A 24,089-nucleotide genomic window follows, 5' to 3' on the forward strand; every position below is an offset into this window, starting at 1 on the left:
TGAACGTCTTATGAACTGGGCTCGGGCGTTCGTCGTCGGCGCCATCATGCTGCCGTGGACTTCTGGACGGATACTCTCCGCTTCGCTTTCCAACCGGTGGTCAATCTGACGACCGGCGGAGTCGCGGGGCTGGAGATACTCGCCCGGCCGGAGACCGGCGACGTCCTGGCCGAGGCCCGCCGCGATCCCGAACTCGACGGCCGGCTGGCCGTATTGGCGTTCCGTGCGGCGGCCCGTAAGGAGACACTGCTGCCCCTGTACGTCAACGTGTTCGCCGGGACCCTCGCCGACCTGGGCGGACTCACACCGCTCCACGACGCGGTGCGGGCGGCAGGCCGACTGCCGTGGGAGGTGACGATCGACATCGGCCCGCCCTACACCCACGTGCCTCAGCAGGCGCTGCTGGAGGCGATCAGCGCGCTTCGTGACCAGGGCTTCCGGATCTGCGCGGACGGCGTGGGCGACGGAGACCTCCCGCTGCGGCTGCTCACGGACATGGGCCCGGACCTGGTGAAGCTCGACGCCTCCCTGCTGGCACGACCCGCGGGAGTACGGGCTATGCGGACGCTCTGCGAGCAGCTGGGAGCGCTCCTGTGCGTCGAGGGCGTGGAGACGGAGTTGCAGTGCGCGTCCGCGCGGTCGGCCGGCGCACAGCTGGCTCAGGGCGAGCTGTTCGCTCCGCCGGCTCGGCTGCCCACAACGGAGGTATACGTTCCGCCACGCTCCCCCGGACTGGCGGCGACACCGTCGGGGCCTTCGGTGCGGGAGTTCGTGCGGCCCGCAGCACTGCTGCCCGCCACCGCTTCGGCGGGCCAGGTTCGGGCACTGCTCACCGGGTCGCCGGACGTGTCCGGGGTCCTGCTGGTGGACAGGGGCGGTGTGCCGGTGCGATCGGTGCATCGTTCCCGCTTCCTGCTGTCGATGTCGGGCCGCTACGGCCACGCCCTGTACGCGGACCGGCCTGCGGCCAAGCTCGGAGATCAGCCGCGCACGGTAGGCGTCGACGCCACAGCGTGGGAGGTGCTGGACGTCGTCGCGGACGGCGACAGGGGCCGCACATCGGACGATGTGGCCGTGGTCGACCGGTACGGCCGGTGCGTGGGCGTCGTACGGCTCGCGGACCTCGTTCGGGCTCTGGCCGAGACCCGGGTGGAGGAGGCCGCCGGACTCAACCCACTGACCCGGCTGCCGGGCTCGGACGCGATCACCGGTGAGGTGGACCGGCGGATCGCGGACGGGCGGACGTTCGCTCTGAGTTGGTTGGACGTGGACCACTTCAAGCAGGTCAACGACGGAGCCGGCTTCGCGGCGGGCGACGAGCTGATCAGGTCGGTGGGGCGGGCCCTTCAGCACGCGGCGTCCGACAGTACGCGCGTGGGCCACATCGGAGGGGACGACTTCCTGGTGCTGGCGGATCCGGAGGGGTTGAATCCGCTGGCCGCCTCGGTCCTGGACGCGCCCTGGTCCGCGGCCGGGCGTCCCGTCACATTGTCCCTGGCCACGGTCCTGTGTGAACCCGGAAGCGTGACGGACCACCGGCAGGCGGCCTCTTGTCTGGCCCCGCTGAAGAAGGCGGCGAAATCACTGAGCGGGGCAAGCTGGGTGCTGGGCCGCGCGGGGCTGCCCGGACTGGAGATTCTTCGCGGGGTGGAGGCCACCCCGCCCCAGGCAGAGTGCGCGGTGGCGGAGCCGGGCAGGGGGTGAGACGCTTTCCCCACGTGGTCGGCGGTGGCTGAAAGGTGACCGCAGGCCTGAGTACAGCCACGACCCCTCGGCCTCGCCGGGGCCAGCAGGAACGGGTCTGCCTGCCTGCCTCAGCAGGGCCTTGGTGCCCAGTCCGCTCAGCGGGCGCGCCAGGAGCACGGTCAGCGTGGGTCCGTGACCCGTCGGCACGCCCCCAACCGTTGGCGTCGGCGACCTTGACGCCTCCTGGACGCCGGTGAACACTTCCCGGTGTCAGTCGACATCGCCGTACATTTTTGGCGTATCCACGCACTGGGCCGCGCGGTTCCGCCTGTACCAAGGCGCCCTCCCCCCACGGGCGAATCGACTGCGACGGCACGCTCGTCACGGACGCCGGGCAGGACGCGGGACCTCCCTGCCCTCGGCTGAAGTCGCCATGGGAAACGCACCCCGCACGAAGAACCCGGGGCCGATCGTCCCGGTCAGGGCCTAGGAGCCGCCATGAGCAACGGAGACATTTTCCTCGGTGAGGTCATCGGTACCGCGATCCTGATCCTCTTCGGAGCCGGAGTGGTCGCAGCCGTCGTACTCAACTACTCCAAGGCCAAGGACGCGGGCTGGGTCGTCATCGCCTTCGGCTGGGGCTTCGGAGTGATGGCCGGCGCGTACACCGCCGCACCGCTGTCCGGTGGGCAGCTCAACCCGGCCGTGACGCTCGGGATCGCCATCGACACCGGGGTATGGGACAAGGTCCACATCTACATCGGCGGGCAGATCGTCGGCGCGATGCTCGGCGCGGTGCTGTGCTGGCTGGTCTACTTCGCGCAGTTCCAGGCCAACGCCGACAAGGACATCGCTCAGCCGACCCTCGGGATCTTCTCCACCGCACCCGCGATCCGCAACGTCGTGGCGAACCTCATCACCGAGATCATCGCGACGATCGCGCTGGTGCTGCCGATCCTCGCCTTCGGTCTGACCAAGGGGCTCGGCGTGTCCGGCACCGCGATTCTGATCGTCTCCTTCCTGGTGGTCGGGATCGGTCTGTCGCTCGGTGGCCCCACCGGATACGCCATCAACCCGGCCCGTGACCTGGGCCCGCGCATCGTCCACAGCCTCCTCCCGATCCCCAACAAGGGCACCTCGGACTGGGGCTACGCGTGGATCCCGGTCGTGGGACCGCTGATCGGCGGGGTGCTGTCCGGGCTCATCTTCAACGCAGCCTTCTGAAGGAACCGACGAAGGGGACGTCATGACGGACAAGTTCGTCGCCGCCATCGACCAGGGCACCACCTCGAGCCGCTGCATCATCTTCAACCAGGACGGCGCCATCGTGGCCGTCGATCAGCGCGAGCACCGCCAGATCTTCCCCAAACCCGGCTGGGTGGAGCACGACGCCACCGAGATCTGGTCCAAGGTGCAGGCGGTGGTGGCCGGCGCGATCGCCAAGGCCGGGCTGCGTGCCGACCAGCTCAGCGCGCTCGGCATCACCAACCAGCGAGAGACGACGGTCCTGTGGGACCGCGCGACGGGCAAGCCGGTGCACAACGCAATCGTGTGGCAGGACACGCGTACGGCAGCGTTGTGCAACCAGCTCGGCGGCTCGGACGGGCAGGACCGCTTCCGTGAGCAGACCGGCCTGCCGCTGGCCAGCTACTTCTCCGGGCCCAAGGCGGCCTGGCTGCTGGACAACGTGCCCGGCCTCAGGGCCCGTGCCGAGGGCGGCGAGATCGCTTTCGGCACCATCGACTCCTGGCTGATCTGGAACCTCACCGGAGGCACGGAGGGCGGGCATCACGTCACCGACGTGACGAACGCCGGACGCACCATGCTGATGAACCTGGAGAGCCTCCAGTGGGACTCCTCGATCCTCTCCGCCATGAGCGTGCCGGAGGCCGTCCTTCCGGAGATCAAGTCCTCGGCCGAGGTGTACGGGACCGCCGTCGGGCAGCTGGCCGGTGTACCGGTCGCCTCGGCCCTGGGCGACCAGCAGGCGGCGGTGTTCGGGCAGGCCTGCTACGACGTGGGCACGGCGAAGAACACCTACGGCACGGGCAGCTTCCTGCTGCTCAACACCGGCAACCGGCCGGTGCCGTCGAAGAGCGGGCTGCTGACCACGATGGGCTACAAGATCGGCAGTGAGGCGCCGGTGTACTGCCTGGAGGGGGCGATAGCCATAACGGGCGCGCTGGTCCAGTGGTTCCGCGACCAGCTCGGCATCATCCGCACCGCCGACGAGATCGAGCCCCTGGCGGCGAGTGTCGAGGACAACGGAGGCGCGTACATCGTGCCCGCCTTCTCCGGCCTGTTCGCGCCGTACTGGCGTTCCGACGCGCGTGGGGTGATCACCGGACTGACACGGTACGTCACCAAGGCGCACCTCGCCCGCGCGGTGCTGGAGGCGACGAGCTGGCAGACGCGCGAGGTCGTGGACGCCATGTACCAGGACTCCGGCGTCGAGATCACGACCCTGAAGGTCGACGGAGGCATGACGAAGAACAACCTGCTCATGCAGCACCAGGCAGACGTCCTCGACGTACCGGTGATCCGACCCAAGATCTCCGAGACGACCTGCCTGGGCGCCGCGTACGCGGCAGGTCTGGCCACCGGGGTGTGGAACGACCTGGACGAGCTCAAGACGCACTGGGCGAAGGATGCCGAGTGGACGCCCGCCATGCCTGCCGATGCGCGTGACCGCGAGTACCACAACTGGCGCAAGGCGGTGGAGAAGAGCTTCGGCTGGCTGGAGGACGGCGAAGGCTGACGGAGACGGCAGGAGCGCAAGGCTGGAACCGAAGAGCGGTCCACGCGTGCGTGCGTCCCGCGTGAGCCACGCGCGCGTGCCCATGAGCCACGGCCCGTACCCCGGTCGGCGGGGGTACGGGCCGTGCCCGTAGCCCGGTCTCAGGTGGTCACGGCCTCGCGGCGGTCCGCCTGGAAGGCCATCGCGTGCTGGACGACACCGATGAGGGTCTCCTTCACCGACTCCCTGTCGCGGGCGTCGCACAGAAGCAGCGGAACGTCGCTGTCGAGGTCGAGGGCCTGCCGGATGGCCTCCGCCGGGTACCGGTCGGCTCCCTCGAAGCAGTTGACGCCGACGAGGAAGGGTATGGAGCGCCGTTCGAAGTAGTCCACGGCCGCGAAGCAGTCCTCGAGGCGGCGGGTGTCGGCGAGCACGACGGCACCGAGCGCGCCCTCGGACAACTCGTCCCACATGAACCAGAACCGCTCCTGGCCGGGCGTACCGAAGAGGTACAGCACCAGGTCCTCGCGCAAGGTGATCCGGCCGAAGTCCATGGCCACGGTGGTGGTGCGTTTGCCCTCGACACCGCTCGTGTCGTCGACCGGGCGTCCGGCCTCGGTGAGCAGCTCCTCGGTGCGCAGCGGCCTGATCTCGCTGACCGCGCCGACGAGGGTCGTCTTGCCCACGCCGAAGCCGCCGGCCACCAGGATCTTGAGCGTGACGGGCTCGACCGGAGGCTTCCCGCGCTCAGAACGCCCGAAGATCATCGATCTCTTCTCCTGCTTGATGGGGGTCGTGCGACGGTCGGCCGTAGCCTCCGCCGCCAGGGGTTTCGATGACGAGTACGTCGCCGGGTCCGACGTCCGCGCAGTCGCTTCCGCCGAGTGCGGTGACCGTGCCGTCCGCGCGTTCCACGCGGTTGGCTCCCAGCGCACCGGGTTCGCCGCCCGCCATGCCGTACGGCGGGACCCGGCGGTGCTGGGACAGCGTGGAGACGGTCATGGGCTCGTGGAACCGGATGCGGCGCAGGGCGCCGTCGCCGCCGCGCCACTGCCCGGCCCCGCCGCTGCCGCGCCGTACGGCGAACTCGTCGAGCTGTACGGGCAGTCGCCACTCCAGCACTTCGGGATCCGTGAGCCGCGAGTTGGTCATGTGGGTCTGGACGACGGGCGCCCCGGGGAACCCTTCGCCGGCGCCGGATCCGGAGGCGACGGTCTCGTAGTACTGGTGGTGTTCGTTGCCGAAGGTGACGTTGTTCATGGTGCCGGAGCCCTCGGCCTGGACGCCCAGTGCGGCGTAGAGGGCGCCGGTGATGGCCTGGGAGGTCTCCACGTTGCCCGCTACGACCGCTGCCGGAGGTTCGGGAGCGAGCATGGAACCGGGCGGCACGATGATGTCGAGTGGGCGCAGACAACCGTCGTTGAGCGGGATGTCGTCGTCGACAAGGGTCCGGAAGACATACAGGACGGCCGCGTTGACGACCGAGAAGGGGGCGTTGAAGTTCGTGGCCAGCTGCGGGGACGTGCCGGTGAAGTCGACGGTGGCGGAGCGGTTCTCGCGGTCCACGCGCACGCGTACCCGGATGATCGCGCCCGAGTCGGTCTCGTAGGCGTACTCGCCGTCGTCCAGGGCCTCGATGACCCGGCGTACCGCTTCTTCAGCATTGTCCTGGACATGCTTCATGTACGCCTGGACAACGCCGAGGCCAAAGTTTTCGATCATCCGGGCGACTTCGTCGACGCCCTTCTGGTTGGCCGCGATCTGGGCGCGCAGATCCGCGAGGTTGGTCTTCGGGTTGCGGGAGGGGTAGGACGCCTCGGTGAGCAGCCGGAGGGTCTCCTGCTCACGGAATCGGCCGTTCTCGGCGAGCAGCCAGTTGTCGAAGAGGATTCCCTCCTCGTCGATGGTGCGGCTGTTCGCGGGCATGGAGCCGGGAGCGATGCCGCCGATCTCCGCGTGGTGGCCGCGTGAGGCGACGTAGAAGAGGATTCCCTGCTCACCCTCCGTATTCGCCACGCTTCCCGTGTCGAAGACAGGCGTGATCACGGTGACGTCGGGGAGGTGGGTGCCGCCGTGGTAGGGGTCGTTGACCGCGTAGGTGTCGCCGGGGCGCATCCGGGAGCCGCGGCGCCGGATGACCTCCTTGACGCTGGTGCCCATCGAGCCCAGGTGGACGGGGATGTGTGGAGCGTTGGCCACGAGGTTTCCGTCCGGGTCGAAGAGCGCGCAGGAGAAGTCCAGGCGTTCCTTGATGTTGACGGACTGGGCGGTGGATTCGAGGCGGGCGCCCATCTGTTCGGCGATGGACATGAAGAGGTTGTTGAAGACCTCGAGAAGAACCGGGTCGGCTTTTGTATCGAGATCGGAACTCTGTGTAATCGCCGTGCGTTCCATGACCAGATGCCCGTCGTCGGTCGTCGCGGCTTGCCAGCCGTCGTCGACGACGGTTGTCGCACTGGCCTCGGTGATGATCGCCGGGCCGGTGACGGTTTCGCCGGGAGCCAGGTACTCACGTCGGTGGAGGGGTACGTCGCGCAAGGCTCCGCCCGTGTGGAGGCGGACTGTTTCCGGTGTGGCCGGGCTGCCCTCAGGGGTGGCTTCGTAGGGGGCGAGAGCGGAGAGATCGGGGGGTTCGGTGATGCCGGTGGCTTCGACGGAAAGGGCTTCGACGACGATCGGGCGGTCGAGCGTGAAGGAGTACGTGGCGCGATGACGATCTTCGAAGGCGCGCCTCATCGTGTCGGGCTCGGTGAGCTCGACGGTGAGGGTGGTGTCGGTGCCGTCGTAGCGGAGCTGGGCCCGGCGGGTGACCTTGATGTGCTTCTCGGGGACTTCCTCGTCGAGGAGTTCGGTGCGGGCGGCTGCTTCGAGGTCGCTCGCCGTCTTCAGGACGTCGGGCATCGAGGTGGGCTGCAAGGGGGCCTCGACGGACTGTTCGCGCATGGCCGTGGTGTCGGCGAGGCCGATACCGAGAGCGGAGAGGACGCCTGCCATGGGCGGGACGAGGACGGTGCGGATGCCGAGCGAGTCGGCCACCATGCACGCGTGCTGGCCACCCGCACCACCGAAGGTGGTGAGGGCGTAGCGGGTGACGTCGTGACCCTTCTGGACGGAGATCCGCTTGACAGCGTTGGCGATGTTGGCGACCGCGATCTGGAGGTAGCCCTCGGCGACCTGCTCGGGCATGCGGTCGTCACCGGTCCGCTCCCGGATCTCACGCGCGAGAGCGGTGAACCGCTCACGGACGAGGGTTTCGTCGAGCGGCTGGTCGCCTTCGGGGCCGAACACCCTGGGAAAGTGGGCGGGTTGGATGCGGCCGAGCATGACGTTGGCGTCGGTGACCGCGAGCGGGCCGCCGCCCCGGTAGCAGGCGGGCCCCGGGTCCGCGCCCGCCGAGTCCGGCCCTACGCGGTAGCGGGAGCCGTCGAAGTGGAGGACCGAGCCGCCGCCCGCTGCGACGGTGTCGATGTCCAGCATGGGGGCGCGCAGCCTGACGCCGGAGATCTGCGTGGTGAAGACGCGTTCGTATTCGCCGGCGAAGTGGGAGACGTCGGTGGAGGTGCCACCCATGTCGAAGCCGATGACGCGGTCGAAGCCGGCGAGCTGCGACATGCGCGCCATGCCGACGATGCCTCCGGCGGGGCCGGAGAGGATGGCGTCCTTGCCGCGGAACTGCCCGGCTTCGGCGAGGCCGCCGTTGGACTGCATGAACATCAGCCGCACGCCTTCGAGTTCCTCGGCGACGTGCTGGACGTAGCGACGCAGCACAGGCGAGAGGTAGGCGTCGACGACGGCGGTGTCCCCGCGCGGGACGACTTTCATCAGAGGGCTGACCTCGCTGGACAGCGAGATCTGCGGGAAGCCGATGTTGGCGGCGAGCTGCCCGACGGCCTGTTCGTGCGCGGGGTGGAGGTGACTGTGCATGCAGACGACGGCGACGGCGCGGATCCCGTCGTCGTACCCCTGCTGGAGGGGGCCGGCGAGAGCCTTCAGGTCGGGAGCGTGTACGACGGTGCCGTCGGCGGCGATGCGCTCGTCGACTTCCAGGACCCGTTCGTACAGCAGCTCGGGCAGCTCGATACGGCGCGCGAAGATGCGCGGGCGGTTCTGGTAGGCGATACGCAGGGCGTCGCGGAAGCCCCGGGTGATGACGAGCAGGGTGCGCTCGCCCTTGCGCTCGAGCAGGGCGTTGGTGGCGACCGTCGTGCCCATGCGGACCGCCTCGATGGGGTCCTGGGAACTGTCCAGCAGCTCGCGCACGCCTGCGACGGCCGCGTCGGAGTAGCGGGCCGGGTTCTCCGACAGGAGCTTGTGCGTCAGCAGACGGCCGTCCGGGCGTCGCGCGACGATGTCCGTGAAGGTGCCGCCTCGGTCGACCCAGAACTGCCAGCCTGTCACGTCACTACCCCGCTTCCGCGCCGCTCACAGCGCCCGCAGGCCGTTGATCACGTCGCGCAGAATACTCTCGTCCACCAGCTCCGCAGGCGGTACTGGCCGGTTCACATGGACGAATTCCGCGTCCACGAGATCCCCGACGAGGACGCGTACAACTCCGATGGGCAGATCGAGCTCAGCGGAGAGTTCGGCAACGGACTGCGGGGCGTCACGACACAGCCCGACGATGTCCACGTGTTCCGGGGACAGCGTCGAGTCCGCTTCCGGATCGTCCGCGTGCGGTTCCGCGACGACCACCGCGATCAGGTCGAGGCGGTGCTGGGCCGCACTGGTGGTGCGGCCACGCGTCATGGCGTACGGACGGACAACCGGTCCGGCTTCGTCGTCGAACCAGTGGCTTCTTCCCTGACCGTCAGCGCTCATGCCATCCCTCTACCCGCCCGCGGGCAGATCGGTGCGCGGAGCGGACCCCAGATGCACCCCGACACGCTTGACGAGGAGCGTCATCTCGTACGCGACCAGGCCGACGTCGGAGTCGGCGTCCGAGAGCACCGCGAGGCAGCTGCCGTCGCCGGCGGCCGTCACGAACAGGAATGCGTCATCGAGCTCGACGACGGTCTGCCGGACGTTGCCCGCCTCGAAGTGGCGGCCCACGCCCTTGGCAAGGCTGTGGAAGCCGGATGCGACGGCGGCCAGATGCTCACTGTCCTCGCGGGTCAGGTCCCCGGACACGCCCGTGGGCAGGCCGTCGCCGGAGAGCACGAGGGCCTTGCGAATGCTGGCGACGCGGTCCACCAGGTCATCGAGAAGCCAGTTGAGCTCGCCGGACTGGTTGGTCGCGGTGTGGCCGGTCGCCTTCGGTGCGGTCATCGACCGTCCCCCTTAGTCGTTCGTTGTGGTGCTGTGCCGCTGTGGGCGTCCTCGCCCGCGGCGTTCTCCTGGCGGCCGCGCTGCCAGCCGCGCTGGAGCGAGGCCATGCGGCTGCGTACCTCGTCCGCGTCCCGCTCGGCGAGCGCCGCAGGGTCCTCGGCGCGCGGTGCGGGGCCCTGCCTGAGCTGCGGAGCGAGGTTGGCCTGTCGTACGCGTCGGGGCAACGCTCCCACGCCGGAGCCGGTTTCCCCCTGTCCAGCGGCCCGGCTCGGGGCGGGGTCGTCGGAGCCACTCGACGCGATGGCGGGACGCCGTGCTCGCCTCGGGAGAGCCGGGGGCTCCGGTGGCTCACCACGGCCGTACGTGGTGGCGGACGGAGCGTCGGCACGGTCACCTGTCCGGTCGGATACGCCGGCTCCCTCGCCACGGTCTGCCGTACCGCGGCGGCGGGTCGGCAACGGGGCGAGGCCGTTCGGCTCCGGTTCCGGGCGGCTGGGGCTTGCCGAAGGCTCCGAGTCGGGCTTCTCCCGCCGGGAGCGCTGCTCGGTGACCGGACGTCCGTGCGAGCTGACCAGCTTGGGTGTCCTGCTGCGGCGGGGCAGCGGGACCGGGGCGCTCATATCGCCGTCCGGGCCGATCTGGGCCGGTCCGCCATGGATGTCGGAGACCGGACGCTGTTCGCCGACCCGGCCTGCCGACTCGTCCTCCATCGAGGCGAGAGTGCGTCGCGAGCGGAAGAGACCGCCGCGTTCGCTGTCCTCGTCGTCGAGCCGGTCCGGGAAGTCGCTGAGGGCGTCGAGATCGACGGGAGCCTCTAGCTCGACCGGGCCGTCAAGAAGTGAGGCGGGCAGACCAGGCACGCGAACCGGCACGTGGGACAGCGCGGCTCGGCGCGCCTCCTCCAGCTCGGCCTCCTTGGAGGGCGTCGGGCGGTCGAGGCGGAATCCGATGCCGTTGGTGTCCGGGACGTCGTCGGTGAGCAGCGCGTCGGGGATGAAGACGACGGCGGTGGTTCCGCCGTACGGCGACGGCTGAAGCGAGACCCGGACGTTCTGCCTCTGGGCGAGCCGGCTGACCACGAACAGGCCGAGCCGGTCGGTGTCGGACAGCTCGAACTCGGGTGTCTCGGCGAGCCGGAGGTTGGCGTCCAGCAGGACGTCGGCCGTCATACCCAGACCGCGGTCGTGGATCTCCAGGGTGAAGCCGTTGGCGACCCGCTCGCCCAGGACCTGGACAGCGGTGTGCGGCGGGGAGAACACGGTGGCGTTCTCCAGGAGTTCGGCCACGAGGTGGGTGATGTCGGCGACGGCCGGGCCGGTGACGGCGACGCGCGGCAGGCGGCGGACCTCGATGCGCTCGTAGTCCTCGACCTCGGCCACCGCGGCACGGACGACGTCCATGAGCTGCACGGGCTTGCGCCACTGCCGGGAGGGTGCGGCGCCGGAGAGGATCACCAGGCCCTCGGCGTGCCGGCGCATGCGGGTGGTCAGGTGGTCCAGGCGGAACAGGTCGGCGAGTTCGTCGGTGTCCTCGGTGCGGCGTTCCATGGTGTCGAGGAGCGTGAGCTGCTTGTGGAGGAGGACCTGGCTGCGGCGGGCGAGGTTGACGAAGACCTCGGAGACGCCGGCGCGCAGTTCGGCCTGCTTGACGGCTGCTTCTACGGCTGCGCGCTGCAGGGTGTTGAGAGCCTGGCCGACCTCGCCGATCTCGTTCTTGTCGAACTCCAGGCGGGGGACCTCGGTCTCCACGTCGACCTGTTCGCCGGCGGAGAGGCGGCGCATCACGCTGGGCAGTCGGACACCGGACGCCTCGTGGGCCTCCAGGCGCAGCTGGCGCAGATCGCGAATGAGCGCGCGGCCGATGCGCACGGACAGGAAGAGCGAGAACATCAGGGCGAGCAGACCGAGGACGCCGGCGATGGCGGCTTTGATGATGACGCCCATCGCGACGGGGCGGACTCGGTCCTGATAGCGGGTGCCCGCCTCGTCGTTGAGTTGGCTGAGCTCGTCCAGGACACTGCCGGCCGCGATGTCCCAGCTCTTGGCGTCGACCGTGCTGGACCTGCCGGGCTGGGTGGCGATGACGGCCTGTTCGGCGGTGTGCAGTGGAGCCGTGGAGGCGTTCCTCCAGAAGCGCTCGTAGCGTTCACGCTCCGACGAGGGCAGGTCAGCCAGGCTGATGTCGTACATGAGCGTGCGCTGGGCCACGAGGTCGGAGACGCCGTGTATCTCCTGCCGGGAGAGCCTTCCGACCACGAGGGCGGAGCTGAGCAACGCGTCCTCGCGGGAGAGCAGTTCGCGGGCGCGGGTGACGTTGAGCAGGGCGCGGGCCTGTTTGTCCATCGCCACGCTGTCGATCCCGTCGAGGGAACCCAGCAGGGCGTAACAGGGGTCGACAAGCCGGTTGTAGAGGTCAAGGGCCTTGGCGCGGGTGACCGTTCCGTCCTCGACGCTGCGGCGCAAGGGGTTGATGCCTTCGAAGGCGTCCAGGACGGCGGTCAGACGCTCACTGTCGCCCTGGTCCAACCCGTCGCGGACGTCCGGGTCCTTGGCGTTCTCGCGGATCTCGGCGACGGCGCTGTCGGTGGCGTTCCGAGTGGCCCGCAGTGCGGACAGCGCGTCCGAGGCGCGGCGATCGGCGAGATACACCAGCGCCTGACGGCGTTCCTGCTGAAGGACGCGGACGGCGTCCTCGGTGGAGTAACCGATCTTCTCGACGAGGGACGACACCGTGAACAGCTGGGCCACACCTCGCCCCGTGAGTACCGTGGCGAAACCCCAGATGGCGGTCAGGGACACCAGCGGCACGAGAAGCAGCGCCACCATCTTCCGGCGGATCGACTTCCCGCGAAAGCGCATGGCCTCCCCCAGCTCAAACCCCCCACCGGTCATGGGGGCACACCTGTGCGTCAACAATTGGCGCGAGCCTACTACCGACGCACAAGTAACTCGAAGAGTGATCCGGAAGCTGAACTTCCGCACGGCCGACGAGACATGGGGAGTTGTCCGGGCATTGCGGGAGATTGCCTCCCGTGATCCCACGGCGCCCCTACGAACGGATCCAGCCGGTCCACAGGGTCAGTTGGCCGGAAATTTATCTTTCTCGGGAATCTTCAGGACGCGTCGGTCGTCCTTCTGTATGGGAGATGGGGGCGGAATGGGCCACAGGAGCCGCATCCTGTCCCCGGGCGGCGTAAAACAGCGCAAGCCGGGCATCCGCTGGGGAGCCAGGTCTTCGGGCTCGGGCAAGCGGTCTGCTGGCGGTGGGGAGTGACACGGTGATGGGCACGGCAGAGCGGCAGGAGGCGCCGGAGGACGGCGCCACGACGCATGTGACGGCACGGCGCGACCCTGAAGCGCTGGATCGCGACAATCCGGCGGACGGACGCGAGGCGACGGACGGGAGAGATGTTCCGGCGGACGCGAGTGCGGTGACAGCGGACGAGCACGATGCAAGGACCGGCTCTGGCGTGAGGGCCGCGAGGGAAGAGAGCGCGGCCGGGGCTGTCGACAGCGGGACAGACCCAGCGTGGCCGGGCTACCGGCCGTTGTGGGTGGAGGAGCCCGCCCCGCGGCCCCGGATGCCGGATCCGGTGCGTACGGCGGCCGTGCGGGCGGTGCTGATCATCGCGGTGACGCTGATCCAGGCGATGGTGGCCTTCCTGTGCACTCTGGCGGGATCGTGGTTGGCCTTCCCGATGGTGATCAGCAGTGTGGTCAGCACCGTGGTGGCCACCTGGGGCGCCCTGGACGTCTGGGTGACCCGCCAGGTGTGGAAGCAGCGCCATGGCGTCGTCTCGACCCCGAGCAGCACGGCACGGGCCCTGCGGCGTGAGCGGCGCCGGGCTCGACGACAGGCACGGCAGGCCGAGCGCGCACAGGAACGAATACGCCGACAGGGCGGGGCCGGGCAGTTGTCGCACTCCTGAGCACAGTCGAGCGGCGGGGCGCCGGGAGGCTGCGCGCGCGGCCTTAAGAGCTTGACCGTGCCGATTCCCGGCGAGGACGCCGCTGTACCGGCCCGGCCAGGCTCCTCCAGGACGCGGCGGGGCGTCGGGTGGGTGCGGATGTGTGGCGGACGGATCGGCGACCACATGCCGGGCTGCGTCCCGGACCTGCCCGGCACTCGTGTCGAGGCCGCGACCCGCATGCACTCCATCACCCCCGTCGAGCACTTCGTCGTCGGCCGCCACCCCGCGCCCCCGGGTTCGGGCACCGTGGCCTGTGGGTTCTCCGGGCGCGGATCACGTCCATGCCCGTCGTCGGCGGGATCCTCGCCGACCTCACCCTGACCGGCACCACCGAGCACCCGATCGGCCTCTTCGCCGCGCCCGCCTCGGCGCAGCGCCCCCGTGCGGAACTCCCATGTGACGACACCCGGTGCGGAGCCCCCACTCCCCGCGGCGCACCGGATCTCCCCAGCCTCATCAGGGCCTCATCGCGGCCTCAACGCCGTCCTCAGCGCCCGTCTCGCTGAGCCGGGTGCGCTCTGTGGACGCAACGCTCGGGAACCCCGTCCTCGGAAAACGCATCACCTTCCAGTAGTCGGGCGACGGCCGCGCGCTCAGCCCCTCCCGCATCGCCGAGTACCGGGCGGCGAAGCGCATCCGGCGCGACACCAATCCCCCACCGCAGGGGTGGTTGGCCTGACTCGCGGGTAACAGCAGGCTCATCACTTGTCCTTGATCCCGGCGCCCCCACGAGCCGCTCTCTCCCCTTCCCCGGCCCACGAGGAGTCCGCTCATGCCAACCACAGAGCAACCGACCGGACCACACGGCAACGACGACGCCGAACTCGCCGAGTTCGGCTACAAACCCGAACTCAAGCGCACACTCGGCAACTTCCACACCTTCGCCGCCGGGATCAGCTACATCTCGATCCTGACCGGCACGTTCCAGCTGTTCTACTTCGGCTACGGCAGTGGCGGCCCCGCCTACTGGTGGTCGTGGCCGATGGTCTTCGTCGGCCAGTTCATGGTCGCCCTGTGCTTCGCGGAGCTGGCCGCCCGCTATCCCGTCGCGGGCTCCGTCTACAACTGGTCGAAGAAGATAGGCAATCCGCATCTCGGCTGGCTCGCCGGCTGGATGATGTTGGTCGCGTCCATAGTGTCCATATCGGCCGTGGCGCTGGCCTACCAGCTGACGCTGCCACAGATCTCGTCGGCCTTCCAGCTCGTGGGAGACGGCACCGGCACCTACGACGTGGCGACCAACGCGGTCATCCTGGCCGCGGTGTTGATCTTCTTCACCACTTTGGTGAACGCCTTCGGAGTCAAGTTGATGGCGAGGATCAACACGGCGGGCGTGTTCATCGAGTTGATCGCCACCGTCGTACTGATCGTCCTGTTCGCCGTCCACATCACCCGCGGTCCGCAGGTGGTGATGGAGACGAACGGCACCGGCGCGGACTACGGCACCGGGTACCTGGGTGCGTTCCTCGTGGCGTCGCTGGCGTCCGCGTACGTCATGTACGGCTTCGACACGGCCTCCTCCCTCGGTGAGGAGTGTCTGGACCCCTCCCGCAACGCGCCGCGCGCCATCATCCGCGCCATCGTGGCCTCCTTCGTCCTGGGAGGTCTGATCCTGCTGCTCGCGCTGATGAGCGTCTCCAGCCTGAACGGCGAGAAGCTGTCGACGGACGGCCTCCAGTACGTCGTGCTCAACGTTCTCGGCCCGACGGCAGGCAAGGCGATGTTGTGGTGTGTGCTGATCGCCGTCACGGTGTGCGCCCTGGCAGTCCACACGGCGGCGATCCGGCTGGCGTTCGCGATGGCCCGGGACAACAATTTGCCGGCGTCCTCACTGCTGGCGCGGGTCAGCCCGCGCTTCCAGACGCCGATTCTCCCGACCGTGATCATCGGCGTCCTGGCGCTCGCCATCCTGGTGGTCAACATCCGTCAACCGCAGATCTTCACCGTCGTCACGAGCATCGGCATCATCATGATCTACCTCGCCTACCTCGGGGTCACCGCCCCGATGCTGGTGGCGCGGCTGCGCGGCGGGTGGCAGCCCGCGGGCGACGGCAAGTTCTCCCTGGGCCGGTGGGGGCTGCCGGTCAACATCGTCGCCGTGGTGTGGGGCGCGGGCATGACCCTCAACCTGATCTGGCCGCGCGCCTCGGTCTACAACGCGACGGCTCCGTACCACTGGTATCTGCGCTGGGGCGCGGTGCTGTTCGTCGCGGTCATCGCGGGCGGCGGCTTCGCCTACTACTGGTTCATCCAGCGCCATCGGACGGGCGTCCTCGCCGAACACAGCCTGGAAGGCGCAGCCGCCCCCGCCAAGGAGGTCAACTCGCCGTGACACTCGACGGGGTCGACCGTGCCGTGGTCGGCGGCCGTACCCCGGGCATCGTCTCCGCGCCTGGCGGCGGAGCCGCCTGTCCGCGCGGCCCCGTGCCCGTCATTGCGTTGCCGATGCCGGGCGCTTGTACATCCGGGTAGCGGTGATCTCGCTGTGCCCCGCCTCCCCCGCCTGGGGCTGCTGCGGCAGTCCCGGGCGGAGGTGTTCCTCCACGCTGATGTACTTCAGGCCGGCCCTGAGGTCGGCGTCGTTCCGCAGCCTGATGACCAACGGGAACTCTGCCAGTGCGGTCGTGTCGAACAGGCCCGTGGTGTACAGGAGCTGGACGCCGAGCGCGTCCGACACGGCCCGCTGGAGCTCCAGCAGGTACGTGGCATTGGCACGGCCGATCGGGTTGTCCAGGAACAACGTCCCGGCGTGCCGGTGCTTGTCCCGGCCCCGGTCGTTCGACCGCAGCGCGGCCATCGTGCAGTACAGGGCGATGGCGGCCGTCAGCAACTGGCCACCGGAGAACACGTCGCCCATCTGCCCGACGGGCACGCGCTCGGCACGCAGAACAGCGTCCGGCTTGAGGATCTCGACGGCGATGCCCTTGGGCTGAAGCGCCGCGGCGACACCTCGCAGCAGCAGGGACATACCGTCCCGTCTCATGTCCGAGTTCTTCTTCACCGCCGCCCGTGTCGCCTCGTCGATGACCTCGCCCAGCCGTTCGGTGAGGGTGACCTGGTCGGGCTCCTCGAAGCGGATGCGCAGGAACTCCTGGCCGGACCACTCGCCGAGCCCCTCCGGCAGTCGGGACAGCCGCTGGGCGGACCGCAACGTCGTCAGCGCCGACTCGACCAGACCCCGCAGCCGGTCCACGATCGAGTCGCGATTGCGTTCCAGCTGCGCCAACTCGTCGGTGAGGACGCGGAGTCGGGGCGCGAAGGCGTCCGCCCACTTCTGCGCGTGCTCGGGCAGCGCGGAGGCGGGCAGCTCGCGGATCTGCTGACGAGCGGGGGTGCGGACCTGCTCGTAGCGCGTGGAGTTGGCATGCCGTACGAGCACGTCGCTCGCCTCGCGCACGGCGGCCTCGGCGGCGGAGAGGTCGGCGGCACAACCACGCAGCGACCGGCGGGCCTCGGCGGCGGCCTGCCGGGCCTCCTCCGGACTGCCGGGGTACGGCTCCGGCGCCTCCTGCTCCTCGTCCGAGGTGTGCTCCCGCAGCAGGTCGCGCAGCATCGCGGCGATCTCGTCGAAACCGCCTGCCGCGTCCTCGGCGGCGCGGTGCGCTTCGAGGAGCTCGGCGTGTGCCTCACGGGCCTGCGTCAACGCTTCCGTGCGGGAGGCGAGTTCCGCGGTCGCCGTGCGCAGCAGGGCCTGCGCGTGCTCGGCGTCGCGCGGCCGGAGTTCCTCGGACAGCTCGGTGTGTGCCTCTCCGTCCTCCGGAGCGTGCCGCTCGGCCTCGCCGCGCAGCCGTCCGAGCTGCTCGCTGGCGCTGGACATACGGGTCTCCAGGAGCTGGACCAGCTCCTCCGCGCGAGCGGCGGCCGCCTGCCGGGACGGTCCGTCGGAGCCGTCGGGCGACTGCAGGAGTTGTTCGGCCCGGGTGCGGACCTTGTTGCTCAGCCGGTCCAGCTCCGCGCGGGCCGCGCTCTCGTCGCTCTCCGCCCGGGCCTGCTCGGCCCGCAGATCGGCGCCGACGCCGACCTTCTCGTACACCTGGGAGGCCGCCCGGTACGCCTCGCGCAGCGCGGGCAGGGACGCCCTCGGGGCATCGGCATCCGCGTCCGTATCCGTGTCCGGAACGTCGTCGGGAGCGCCCGCGATCTCGGAGCGCTCGGCGCGCAGGGCACGCGCGGTGCGGCGTGCGTCGTCCGCCGCGCGCTGGGCGGCACGGCGGTCCTCGTCGGCGGCACGGGCCCGCTCCAGGCACACCTGGGCCCGGGCCTCGGACTCGGTGGCCTCGTCGGCGAGTTCGCGCAGCTTGACCTGCCAGCCGGCGCGTTCGCGCAGCCGGAAGGCCAGCCCGGCCAGGGCGTCGGCGGCGCGCCGGGCCTTCTGGGCGGCCTCCTGCCGCTCGTCACGGACCTGGGCGGCCTCGGCGGCGGCTTCGTCGGCCTCGACGCGCACGCTCCGTGCCTCGGCCAGCTCGGCTTCGGACTCCTCGGCGAACGCCCGCGTGTCCCGGGCCGCCTGCGCCAGCTCGACCAGTCGGCCGGCCGGGCAGCCGGTCCGCCACGAGGCGAGCCGCGCCGCCAGCTCCCGGTCCTTGCCGAGTCGCGCGGCGAGCGTGCGGATCTCGTCGTCCCGCTCGGTCGCCCGCGCGCGCAGCGCCTGCCGCTCCTCGTCGGCGGCGTGCTCGTCGTGCATGGCGGGGTTCGGCGGTACGAGGAAGACGTCCCCGTTCCCCGCGTCGGGCGCCGGGGTCGGGGCCAGGAGGGCTGCTGCCGTGCCCACCGCGACGGCCGACCGGGGCAGCAGGGCCGCGTCACCCAGCGCCTCACGGGCACGCGCGTGCGTGTCGGGGTCGGTGATGATCACGCCGTCGACCAGTTCGGGCCGGGCGGCCAGCACGCGCGCGTGGTCGGCCGGGTCGACCGCCTGGGCGAGATAGCGCCAGCCGGGCAGGGCCGGGATGCCCTGCTCGCCGAGGAACTCCACGGTGGCCAGCACGTCCGGGCCGGGCGGCAGCAGCCCGCCGTCACCGAGCGCGCCCAGGATCCGGGAGTCGTCGGCGGCTGCCGTACGCAGTTCGAAGAGCTGCCGCTCGGCGGACGAGACGGTGTCGTCGAGCAGCTCACGCAGCTCGTCGGCGAACCGGTCCAGCTGCTCCGGTGTGAGGGCGCCTTCGGTGGCGGCACCCGGGGCGACCGGCTCCGCCCCGCCGCGCGCGGTCGTGGTCCCCTTGGCGTCGTCGCCGGTTCGAGGGGCGGGAACCGCTCCGCGCCTGGCACCGGGATCGCCGGCCTCGGCGGACTCGCCGGTCAGGCCGATCAGTTCGGCGAGCCGTTCCTCCGCCGCCAGCCCCTCGGCGAGACGGCGCTCGGCGTCATGGGCACGCTCCGCGGCGGTCGCCGCGTCCGCCGCACGAGCCGCCGTCAGCTCGGCGCGGGACTCGGTCGAGGCCGCCTCGCGCGCGTGCTCCGAGGCTCGCCTGGAGGCCTCGCGAGCGGTGTCCCAGGCGGCGACGGCCGTCTTCTCGGCGTCGCTCGCGGCGAGGGCGGCGCGGGCCGGGTCGGCGTCGGGCGCGCTGTCGTCGAGCCAGCCCGCCCGTACGGCCTCGGCGGTCTCCTGCTCGACCTCCGACAGCCGCTGTCGCAGGTGCCCGACCTCGCTGCGGGCCCGCTGCGCCTCGGTGGCGGCGGCGGTGGAGTCGCGGTAGGCGGAGTCGCTGACCTCCTGGAGCGCGGCGGACCGCTCCTCCTCCTCGTTGGCGAGGGTCTCCGCGCTCTGCGCGGCCGCTTGCAAGGCCCGTACGAGATCGACGGCGGCCTTGGCGCGGGCGGCCAGCGCGGGAGCCGCGTCGCGCTCGGCCTCCTGGATGGCGGCGGCCACGCGCGCGACGCGGTCGGCGGCGGCGCGGTGGCGCAGGGCGATCTCGGCGGCCTGCCAGGCGGAGTGCAGCGTGCGCGCCTCGGCGAGCTCGCGCTTCTGCGCGGCCGCCGTCTTCTCGGCCGCCGCGAGGGCCAACGAGGCGTGCCGGTAGGCGAGTTCGGCGGCGATCAGCGCGCTGCGCTCCCGCGCCGCCTCGGCATGGGTGACGGCGTAGGCGGCGGCGGTGACCCGCTGGGCGAGGTCGCCCGCCCTGAGCCGCTCCTGGACACCGCGCGCGGACAGCCGCCGTGCCAGGGTCCGGGTCCGCCGCTCGGCGCCGGCGTGGATGTCACGCGCACGCGCGCGTGCCTCGGCGGCCTCGACGATCCGCCCGAGCAGGTCGACGGACCCGGCGGTGAAGTCCCGCTCTGCGATCAACTCGGCGCGCCGGCCGAGCTTGTTGCCGAAGCCACTGACCAGATCGGCGAGGCCGTCGGTGTCACGTGTGTCCGTCACGGCCCGCAGCAGCAGGTCGGTGAAGTCGGAGTCCTTCTTGACGGCGAAGAGGCCGGCGGCCTCACCTTCGTCGGCGTTCATCTCCCGCTGGTAGCGGAAGAGTTCGGGGTCGAGGCCGAGGTCGCCGAGGTGCTCGATCCAGCGGTCGTGGATCTCCTCCCAGTGCACCTCCAGATGCGGATACGCCTTGCCCGCCTCGGTGATGGTGTCCCGGAAGCCCTTCATGGTGCGGCGACGCCCCTGTGCGCCCGACTGGCCCTCGACGGGCGCCCGTACGGCGGTGGCCTCGGCGACGGGCAGGTTGTCCAGGCTCAGCCCGGGTCCGGGCCGGAACGAGTACCAGGCCTCGGCGAACTTGCGCGGGTCGTTGGAGACCTGGCGCCCTCGCCACTCGCTCACCTTGCCGACCACGACGCACTCACCGGTGAGCGTGTGCTGCCATTCCAGCGCGACATGCCCGCAGTCGTCGGCGAGCAGGAACTTCCGCAGCACACCGGAGCTGGCGCCGCCGAGGGTGTTGCGGTGGCCCGGCAGCATCACGGAGAAGATCAGCTTGAGCAGGACCGACTTGCCGCCGCCGTTCTCCAGGAAGAGCACGCCGGCAGGAGCGGGGCGGCGCGGTGGTCCGACGGGCTCCTCCTCGAAGAACTCCGCCTGCATGGGCGCGGGATCGGGCACGGGCGCGCCGACACCGCGCAGGTCGAGCACGGTGTCGGCGTAGCGCGCACCGGCCGGCCCGATGGAGTAGAGGCGGACCCGGGACAGCTCGTACATGGCGGACTCTCGTAAGTCTTCGTCAGATCAGGGGGTGGTCGGATCAGGGAGGTGCTGGGGCTTCAGGCGGAGTGGAACGGCAGCCCGGCGTCGGCCACCAGCTCCAGGTCGTCCGTTTCCTCGGCGGCCAGCAGCGTCGGCGTACCGTCGGTGACCGGGACCACGCCCAGCTCCAGCAGCTCGGCCATGGCGGCGCTGCCCGCCATGTCACGCACCTGGAGTTGGTAGCGGGCGGTCGTGCGGTAGGTGCCGCCGCTGTCGTCGCCCGTCCGTTGCAGGAACCCCGAGTCGGTGAGGAAGGCGGCCGCCTTGCCGACGATGCCGGTAGTGGAACCGGCGAGTCTGCGCGCGTCCTTGGTGGCGCCGGTCGCGCTGCGTCTCACCCAGATGCGCCAGGCGGCCTCGAGGCCGGGCGCGTCCGTCGCCGGGTCGGTGTTCTCGCCCTGTTCGTCGGCCCGTTCCTCCAGCCGTCGGCAGGCCTGCCGTACGAAGGCGTCGACGCCGTTGACCGTCACACGTCCGATGTAGCCGTCGTCGGCGAGGTCCTCGGGCCGCGGGAACGCCATCGCGGCGATGGCGAGATGGGCCAGTCCGTGCAGGAAACGGTCGCTGCCGTCGGCGGACGTACGACGCGCGTAGTCACCCATGCGCACGGCGAACACCGAGTCCTCGGCGGCGGTCACCGCCATCCCCGCCCGCGGCGACACCTCCAGCACGATGAGTCCCAGCCCGGCGGCCACGGCATCGGCGAGCCGCGCGAACGGCGGGTCCTCCCGGTACCGCCGCAGCAGCTCCGCGTACTCCTGGTCCCGTGCGGGCTGAAGCTTCGGCTGGAGGCCGAAGGCGACCAGCCGGGCCGCGTCGGCGGCGTCGGCGGGGGTGACGGCGGCGGTCGCCGACGGGGTGGGTGCCTCCGTGTCACTCCACTCGACGTGCTCGCTCACGGTCGGGGCTCCTTGCTGCGCTGTCGCTCACTCATGCTGCTTCCGTCCTGTCCGCCGCCATCCCCGCCGCGTCCAGCAGGGCCGTACCGACGATGAGATCGGCTCCGCCGAACTCGTGATCGTCCAGCTCGGTCCCGTCGTCCACGGCGAACAGCAGCTTCTCCTCGCCCTGCCGATAGGCGGTGCCGACCGGCGGACTGGCCGCGTGAACGGCCAGCAGCGCGACGAGATAGGGCAGGTCCGCGTCCTGTCGACGCGCCTGGGCCAGCAGGCCCGACAGCCGTCGCGGTGCGTCGGCCGGCAGATCCAGCAGCTCCATCGCCGCGGCCAACTGCTCCTCGCTGAACCGGCTGTCGTCGGGCGTCGCGATGAGGTCGGGCTCGGGCATCTCGGCGCCCAGGTGCTCCCGCTCCACGGGCGGCGTGAGCAGTATGTCGACGAGATCACCGACCCGCACCGAGACCGGTGTACGCAATCCGGTCCCGCGCGCGAAGAAGGCGTCCGTGACCCGGACGGCCCGCTCCAGCGCCAAGGGCAGCACAGGCGCCAGGAGATGCCCGTACAGGTCTGTCCCCGACGTCGTCATCGGTGTCGCGAAGGCCTGCCGGTCCTGTTCGGCGCGGAAGAGCGGACCGGCCTCCAGCAACCGCGACTGCAACTGCGTATGGCGCCGGATGCAGTCCTTCACGATGTCGACCAGCTCGGCGGCACGCCGCTTGTGCTCGGGGTCCTCGGTCTCGTCGCGTGCCTTGCGGATGTTGGTGAGGATCGCGTTCTCGTGGCGGTACCGGTCGGCGACGTGGTCGAGCGCTTCGGCGATCATGTCCGGTACGGCGTTCAGCCAGTCGACCGCGCGGACGTTGCGGCGGGTCGCGTCCAGGGCCCTGCGGAGCGTCTCCGAGTACTGCACGGTCCGGTACCGGGCCTGTTCGGCGGCCAGCTGGGCGTCGGCGAGACGGCCCCGGTTGATCAGCACTTCCAGCTTGACCTCGGCGGCGATCTGGGCGCTGGTGACGTCCGTGTCGAGGGCGCCGACCAGGACGTTGACGGCCTCGTCCGTCGTACGGAGGTACACCGTGCCGCCCGGTCCCGGCACCTCCTCGATCAGCTTGAAGTCGTAGTCGCGGCGGACATAGCTGCCGTCCGGCGCGAAGGTGCCGTAAACGGCACGAAAGCCGCGGTCCACGCTCCCGACGTTGATCAGGTTCTCCAGGACCCAGCGGGCCACCCGCTCGTGCTCGGCGACCGGGCGGTGCGGGGCCTGGGCGGCGATGCGCGGGATGAGGCGGGCGACGATCTGGTCGTGGTCGGCGCCCGTGTCGAAGTCCATGTTCAGTGTGACCAGGTCGATGGCGGCGAGCGCCACCTCCGCCATGCCGTACACCGAGTACTCGCCCGCGAGGTTCGCCTTGCGCGCGTCGAGGTCGTGCAGCGGCGCGGTGCAGGCGAGCGCGCGCAGCCGTCGCGCCAGCCCCTCGTCGGCGGCCGGGCCCGGAGCCGGGCGCGGCCCCGCGCCGAGCTGGGGCGGAACACGGTCCGTCGATGCAGGCGAAGTCACGGTGCACAGACTAGGTCCTAGGTCTGACAACGACCCAAACGAACGCGTACCGCCGGAAGCCTGAAGCGCAGGTCGCGCCGGTCGTGCCCCTACGGGGCGCTGACCCGCCGCCGGTAGACCTCCACGACCCGTTCCAGCGAATCGTCGAGATAGACCGCGAGGAGCTTCTCGGCCTCTCCCTTGTCGCCCGCTTCCAAGGCCCCGAGGATCTCCCGGTTGCGCGCGAGGTAGGGCTCGTGCAGCCGGTGGGGATCGTCCACCACGTGGAAGGCCAGCCGCAGCTCCGCGAAGACGCTGCGCATCAGCTCGTCGGTGCGGGCGCTCCCGGCGAGCGAGACCAGCTCCCGGTGGAAGTGGATGTTGGCCGTCCCCAGCCCTTTCCAGTCACCTTCGCGCACCGCGCGCCGGCCTTCGGCGACCGCTCGGGCGGGCCCCTCCAAGGGGTACGGGGGTTCGCCGAGCCCGCGCACGACGGCACACTCTACGAGGCGCCGGGTGCGGTAGATGTCTTCGACGTCCTCCACCGTCAGGACCCGCACGAACACACCCCGGTTCAGTTCGTGGACGAGCAGTCGTTCATGGGTGAGCAGCCGGAACGCCTCGCGCAGTGTGTTGCGGGACACACCGAGAGCCCCTCCGATGCTGTCCTCCGACAGCCGGGTGCCGGGCGGGAAGAAGCCCTCGGCGATGCGGCTTCTGAGGATGTCCGAGACCCGCTCCGCCGTGCTCGTACGCCCCAGGAGGGCACGGTCGTCGGCCAGTCCGCCCAGCTGCTCTGCCATGCCCGGAAT

Annotated in this window: 15 protein-coding genes; 5 read left to right on the forward strand and 10 right to left on the reverse strand. The window is 70.7% G+C overall.

The genetic code is table 11. The annotated features are described in order from the left end of the window. The first annotated feature begins 54 nt into the window (after window positions 1-54). The 3 genes from ACFU95_RS21135 (at window position 55) to glpK (ending at window position 4,444) form a co-directional block, all read left to right on the forward strand. Complete coding sequence (locus tag ACFU95_RS21135; protein WP_383829643.1) at window positions 55-1,704, forward strand: EAL domain-containing protein; 1,650 nt, start codon at window positions 55-57, stop codon at window positions 1,702-1,704. Window positions 1,705-2,184: 480 nt separating this feature from the next. Next, window positions 2,185-2,910, forward strand: coding sequence for an MIP/aquaporin family protein (locus ACFU95_RS21140; protein WP_383829646.1), 726 nt, complete (start codon window positions 2,185-2,187; stop codon window positions 2,908-2,910). Between the two features lie 22 nt (window positions 2,911-2,932). Further along, window positions 2,933-4,444 (forward strand): glycerol kinase GlpK, encoded by a 1,512-nt coding sequence (gene glpK / locus ACFU95_RS21145; protein ID WP_383829649.1) that lies wholly within the window; start codon window positions 2,933-2,935, stop codon window positions 4,442-4,444. A 140-nt stretch (window positions 4,445-4,584) separates the two neighbouring features. Here glpK and ACFU95_RS21150 read toward each other — a convergent pair whose 3' ends face one another. From ACFU95_RS21150 to ACFU95_RS21170, 5 genes are read right to left on the reverse strand one after another with little or no spacing between them, the layout of a single operon-like run. After that, window positions 4,585-5,190: an ATP/GTP-binding protein gene (locus ACFU95_RS21150; RefSeq protein WP_383829652.1), complete on the reverse strand. Its 606-nt coding sequence runs from the start codon at window positions 5,188-5,190 to the stop codon at window positions 4,585-4,587. Continuing rightward, complete coding sequence (locus tag ACFU95_RS21155; protein WP_383829655.1) at window positions 5,171-8,821, reverse strand: hydantoinase B/oxoprolinase family protein; 3,651 nt, start codon at window positions 8,819-8,821, stop codon at window positions 5,171-5,173. The genes ACFU95_RS21150 and ACFU95_RS21155 overlap by 20 nt, the downstream gene beginning before the upstream one ends. Window positions 8,822-8,845: 24 nt before the next feature. Then, a complete protein-coding gene (locus tag ACFU95_RS21160) occupies window positions 8,846-9,241 on the reverse strand; it encodes a DUF742 domain-containing protein (protein WP_383829658.1) in 396 nt (131 codons plus the stop codon). A 9-nt stretch (window positions 9,242-9,250) separates the two neighbouring features. Continuing rightward, a complete protein-coding gene (locus ACFU95_RS21165) occupies window positions 9,251-9,688 on the reverse strand; it encodes a roadblock/LC7 domain-containing protein (RefSeq protein ID WP_383829661.1) in 438 nt (145 codons plus the stop codon). Then, window positions 9,685-12,546 carry a nitrate- and nitrite sensing domain-containing protein gene (locus ACFU95_RS21170; protein WP_383829664.1) on the reverse strand — a complete coding sequence of 954 codons (2,862 nt, stop codon included), beginning with the start codon at window positions 12,544-12,546 and terminating at the stop codon, window positions 9,685-9,687. Before ACFU95_RS21170 ends, ACFU95_RS21165 begins: the two co-directional genes overlap by 4 nt. Window positions 12,547-12,968: 422 nt before the next feature. Here ACFU95_RS21170 and ACFU95_RS21175 point away from each other — a divergent pair, with 422 nt between their 5' ends. Further along, window positions 12,969-13,616, forward strand: coding sequence for a hypothetical protein (locus ACFU95_RS21175; RefSeq protein WP_383829667.1), 648 nt, complete (start codon window positions 12,969-12,971; stop codon window positions 13,614-13,616). A gap of 498 nt (window positions 13,617-14,114) precedes the next feature. On the opposite strand, the gene ACFU95_RS21180 is transcribed toward ACFU95_RS21175, so the two are convergent. Beyond that, the gene (locus ACFU95_RS21180) at window positions 14,115-14,360 is read right to left on the reverse strand and encodes a hypothetical protein (protein ID WP_383829669.1); all 246 of its coding nucleotides are present in this window, start codon (window positions 14,358-14,360) and stop codon (window positions 14,115-14,117) included. A 70-nt stretch (window positions 14,361-14,430) separates the two neighbouring features. On the opposite strand from ACFU95_RS21180, the gene ACFU95_RS21185 reads away from it, so the two are divergent. Continuing rightward, on the forward strand, window positions 14,431-15,990 hold the full coding sequence (locus ACFU95_RS21185) for an APC family permease (RefSeq protein WP_383829672.1): 1,560 nt from the start codon (window positions 14,431-14,433) through the stop codon (window positions 15,988-15,990). A 99-nt stretch (window positions 15,991-16,089) separates the two neighbouring features. Here the strand turns inward: ACFU95_RS21185 and ACFU95_RS21190 are convergent, their stop codons facing one another. From ACFU95_RS21190 to ACFU95_RS21205, 4 genes are all read right to left on the reverse strand, one after another. Further along, on the reverse strand, window positions 16,090-20,796 hold the full coding sequence (locus ACFU95_RS21190) for a hypothetical protein (RefSeq protein ID WP_383829675.1): 4,707 nt from the start codon (window positions 20,794-20,796) through the stop codon (window positions 16,090-16,092). A 62-nt stretch (window positions 20,797-20,858) separates the two neighbouring features. Then, window positions 20,859-21,740 carry a hypothetical protein gene (locus ACFU95_RS21195; protein ID WP_383829678.1) on the reverse strand — a complete coding sequence of 294 codons (882 nt, stop codon included), beginning with the start codon at window positions 21,738-21,740 and terminating at the stop codon, window positions 20,859-20,861. 31 nt (window positions 21,741-21,771) lie between these two features. Next, window positions 21,772-23,298 carry a hypothetical protein gene (locus ACFU95_RS21200; protein ID WP_383829681.1) on the reverse strand — a complete coding sequence of 509 codons (1,527 nt, stop codon included), beginning with the start codon at window positions 23,296-23,298 and terminating at the stop codon, window positions 21,772-21,774. An 89-nt stretch (window positions 23,299-23,387) separates the two neighbouring features. Next, the gene (locus ACFU95_RS21205; protein ID WP_383829683.1) at window positions 23,388-24,080 is read right to left on the reverse strand and encodes a GntR family transcriptional regulator; all 693 of its coding nucleotides are present in this window, start codon (window positions 24,078-24,080) and stop codon (window positions 23,388-23,390) included. Window positions 24,081-24,089: the final 9 nt, after the last annotated feature.

The organism is Streptomyces sp. NPDC057623, assembly GCF_042800355.1.
Taxonomy (GTDB): Bacteria; Actinomycetota; Actinomycetes; order Streptomycetales; family Streptomycetaceae; genus Streptomyces.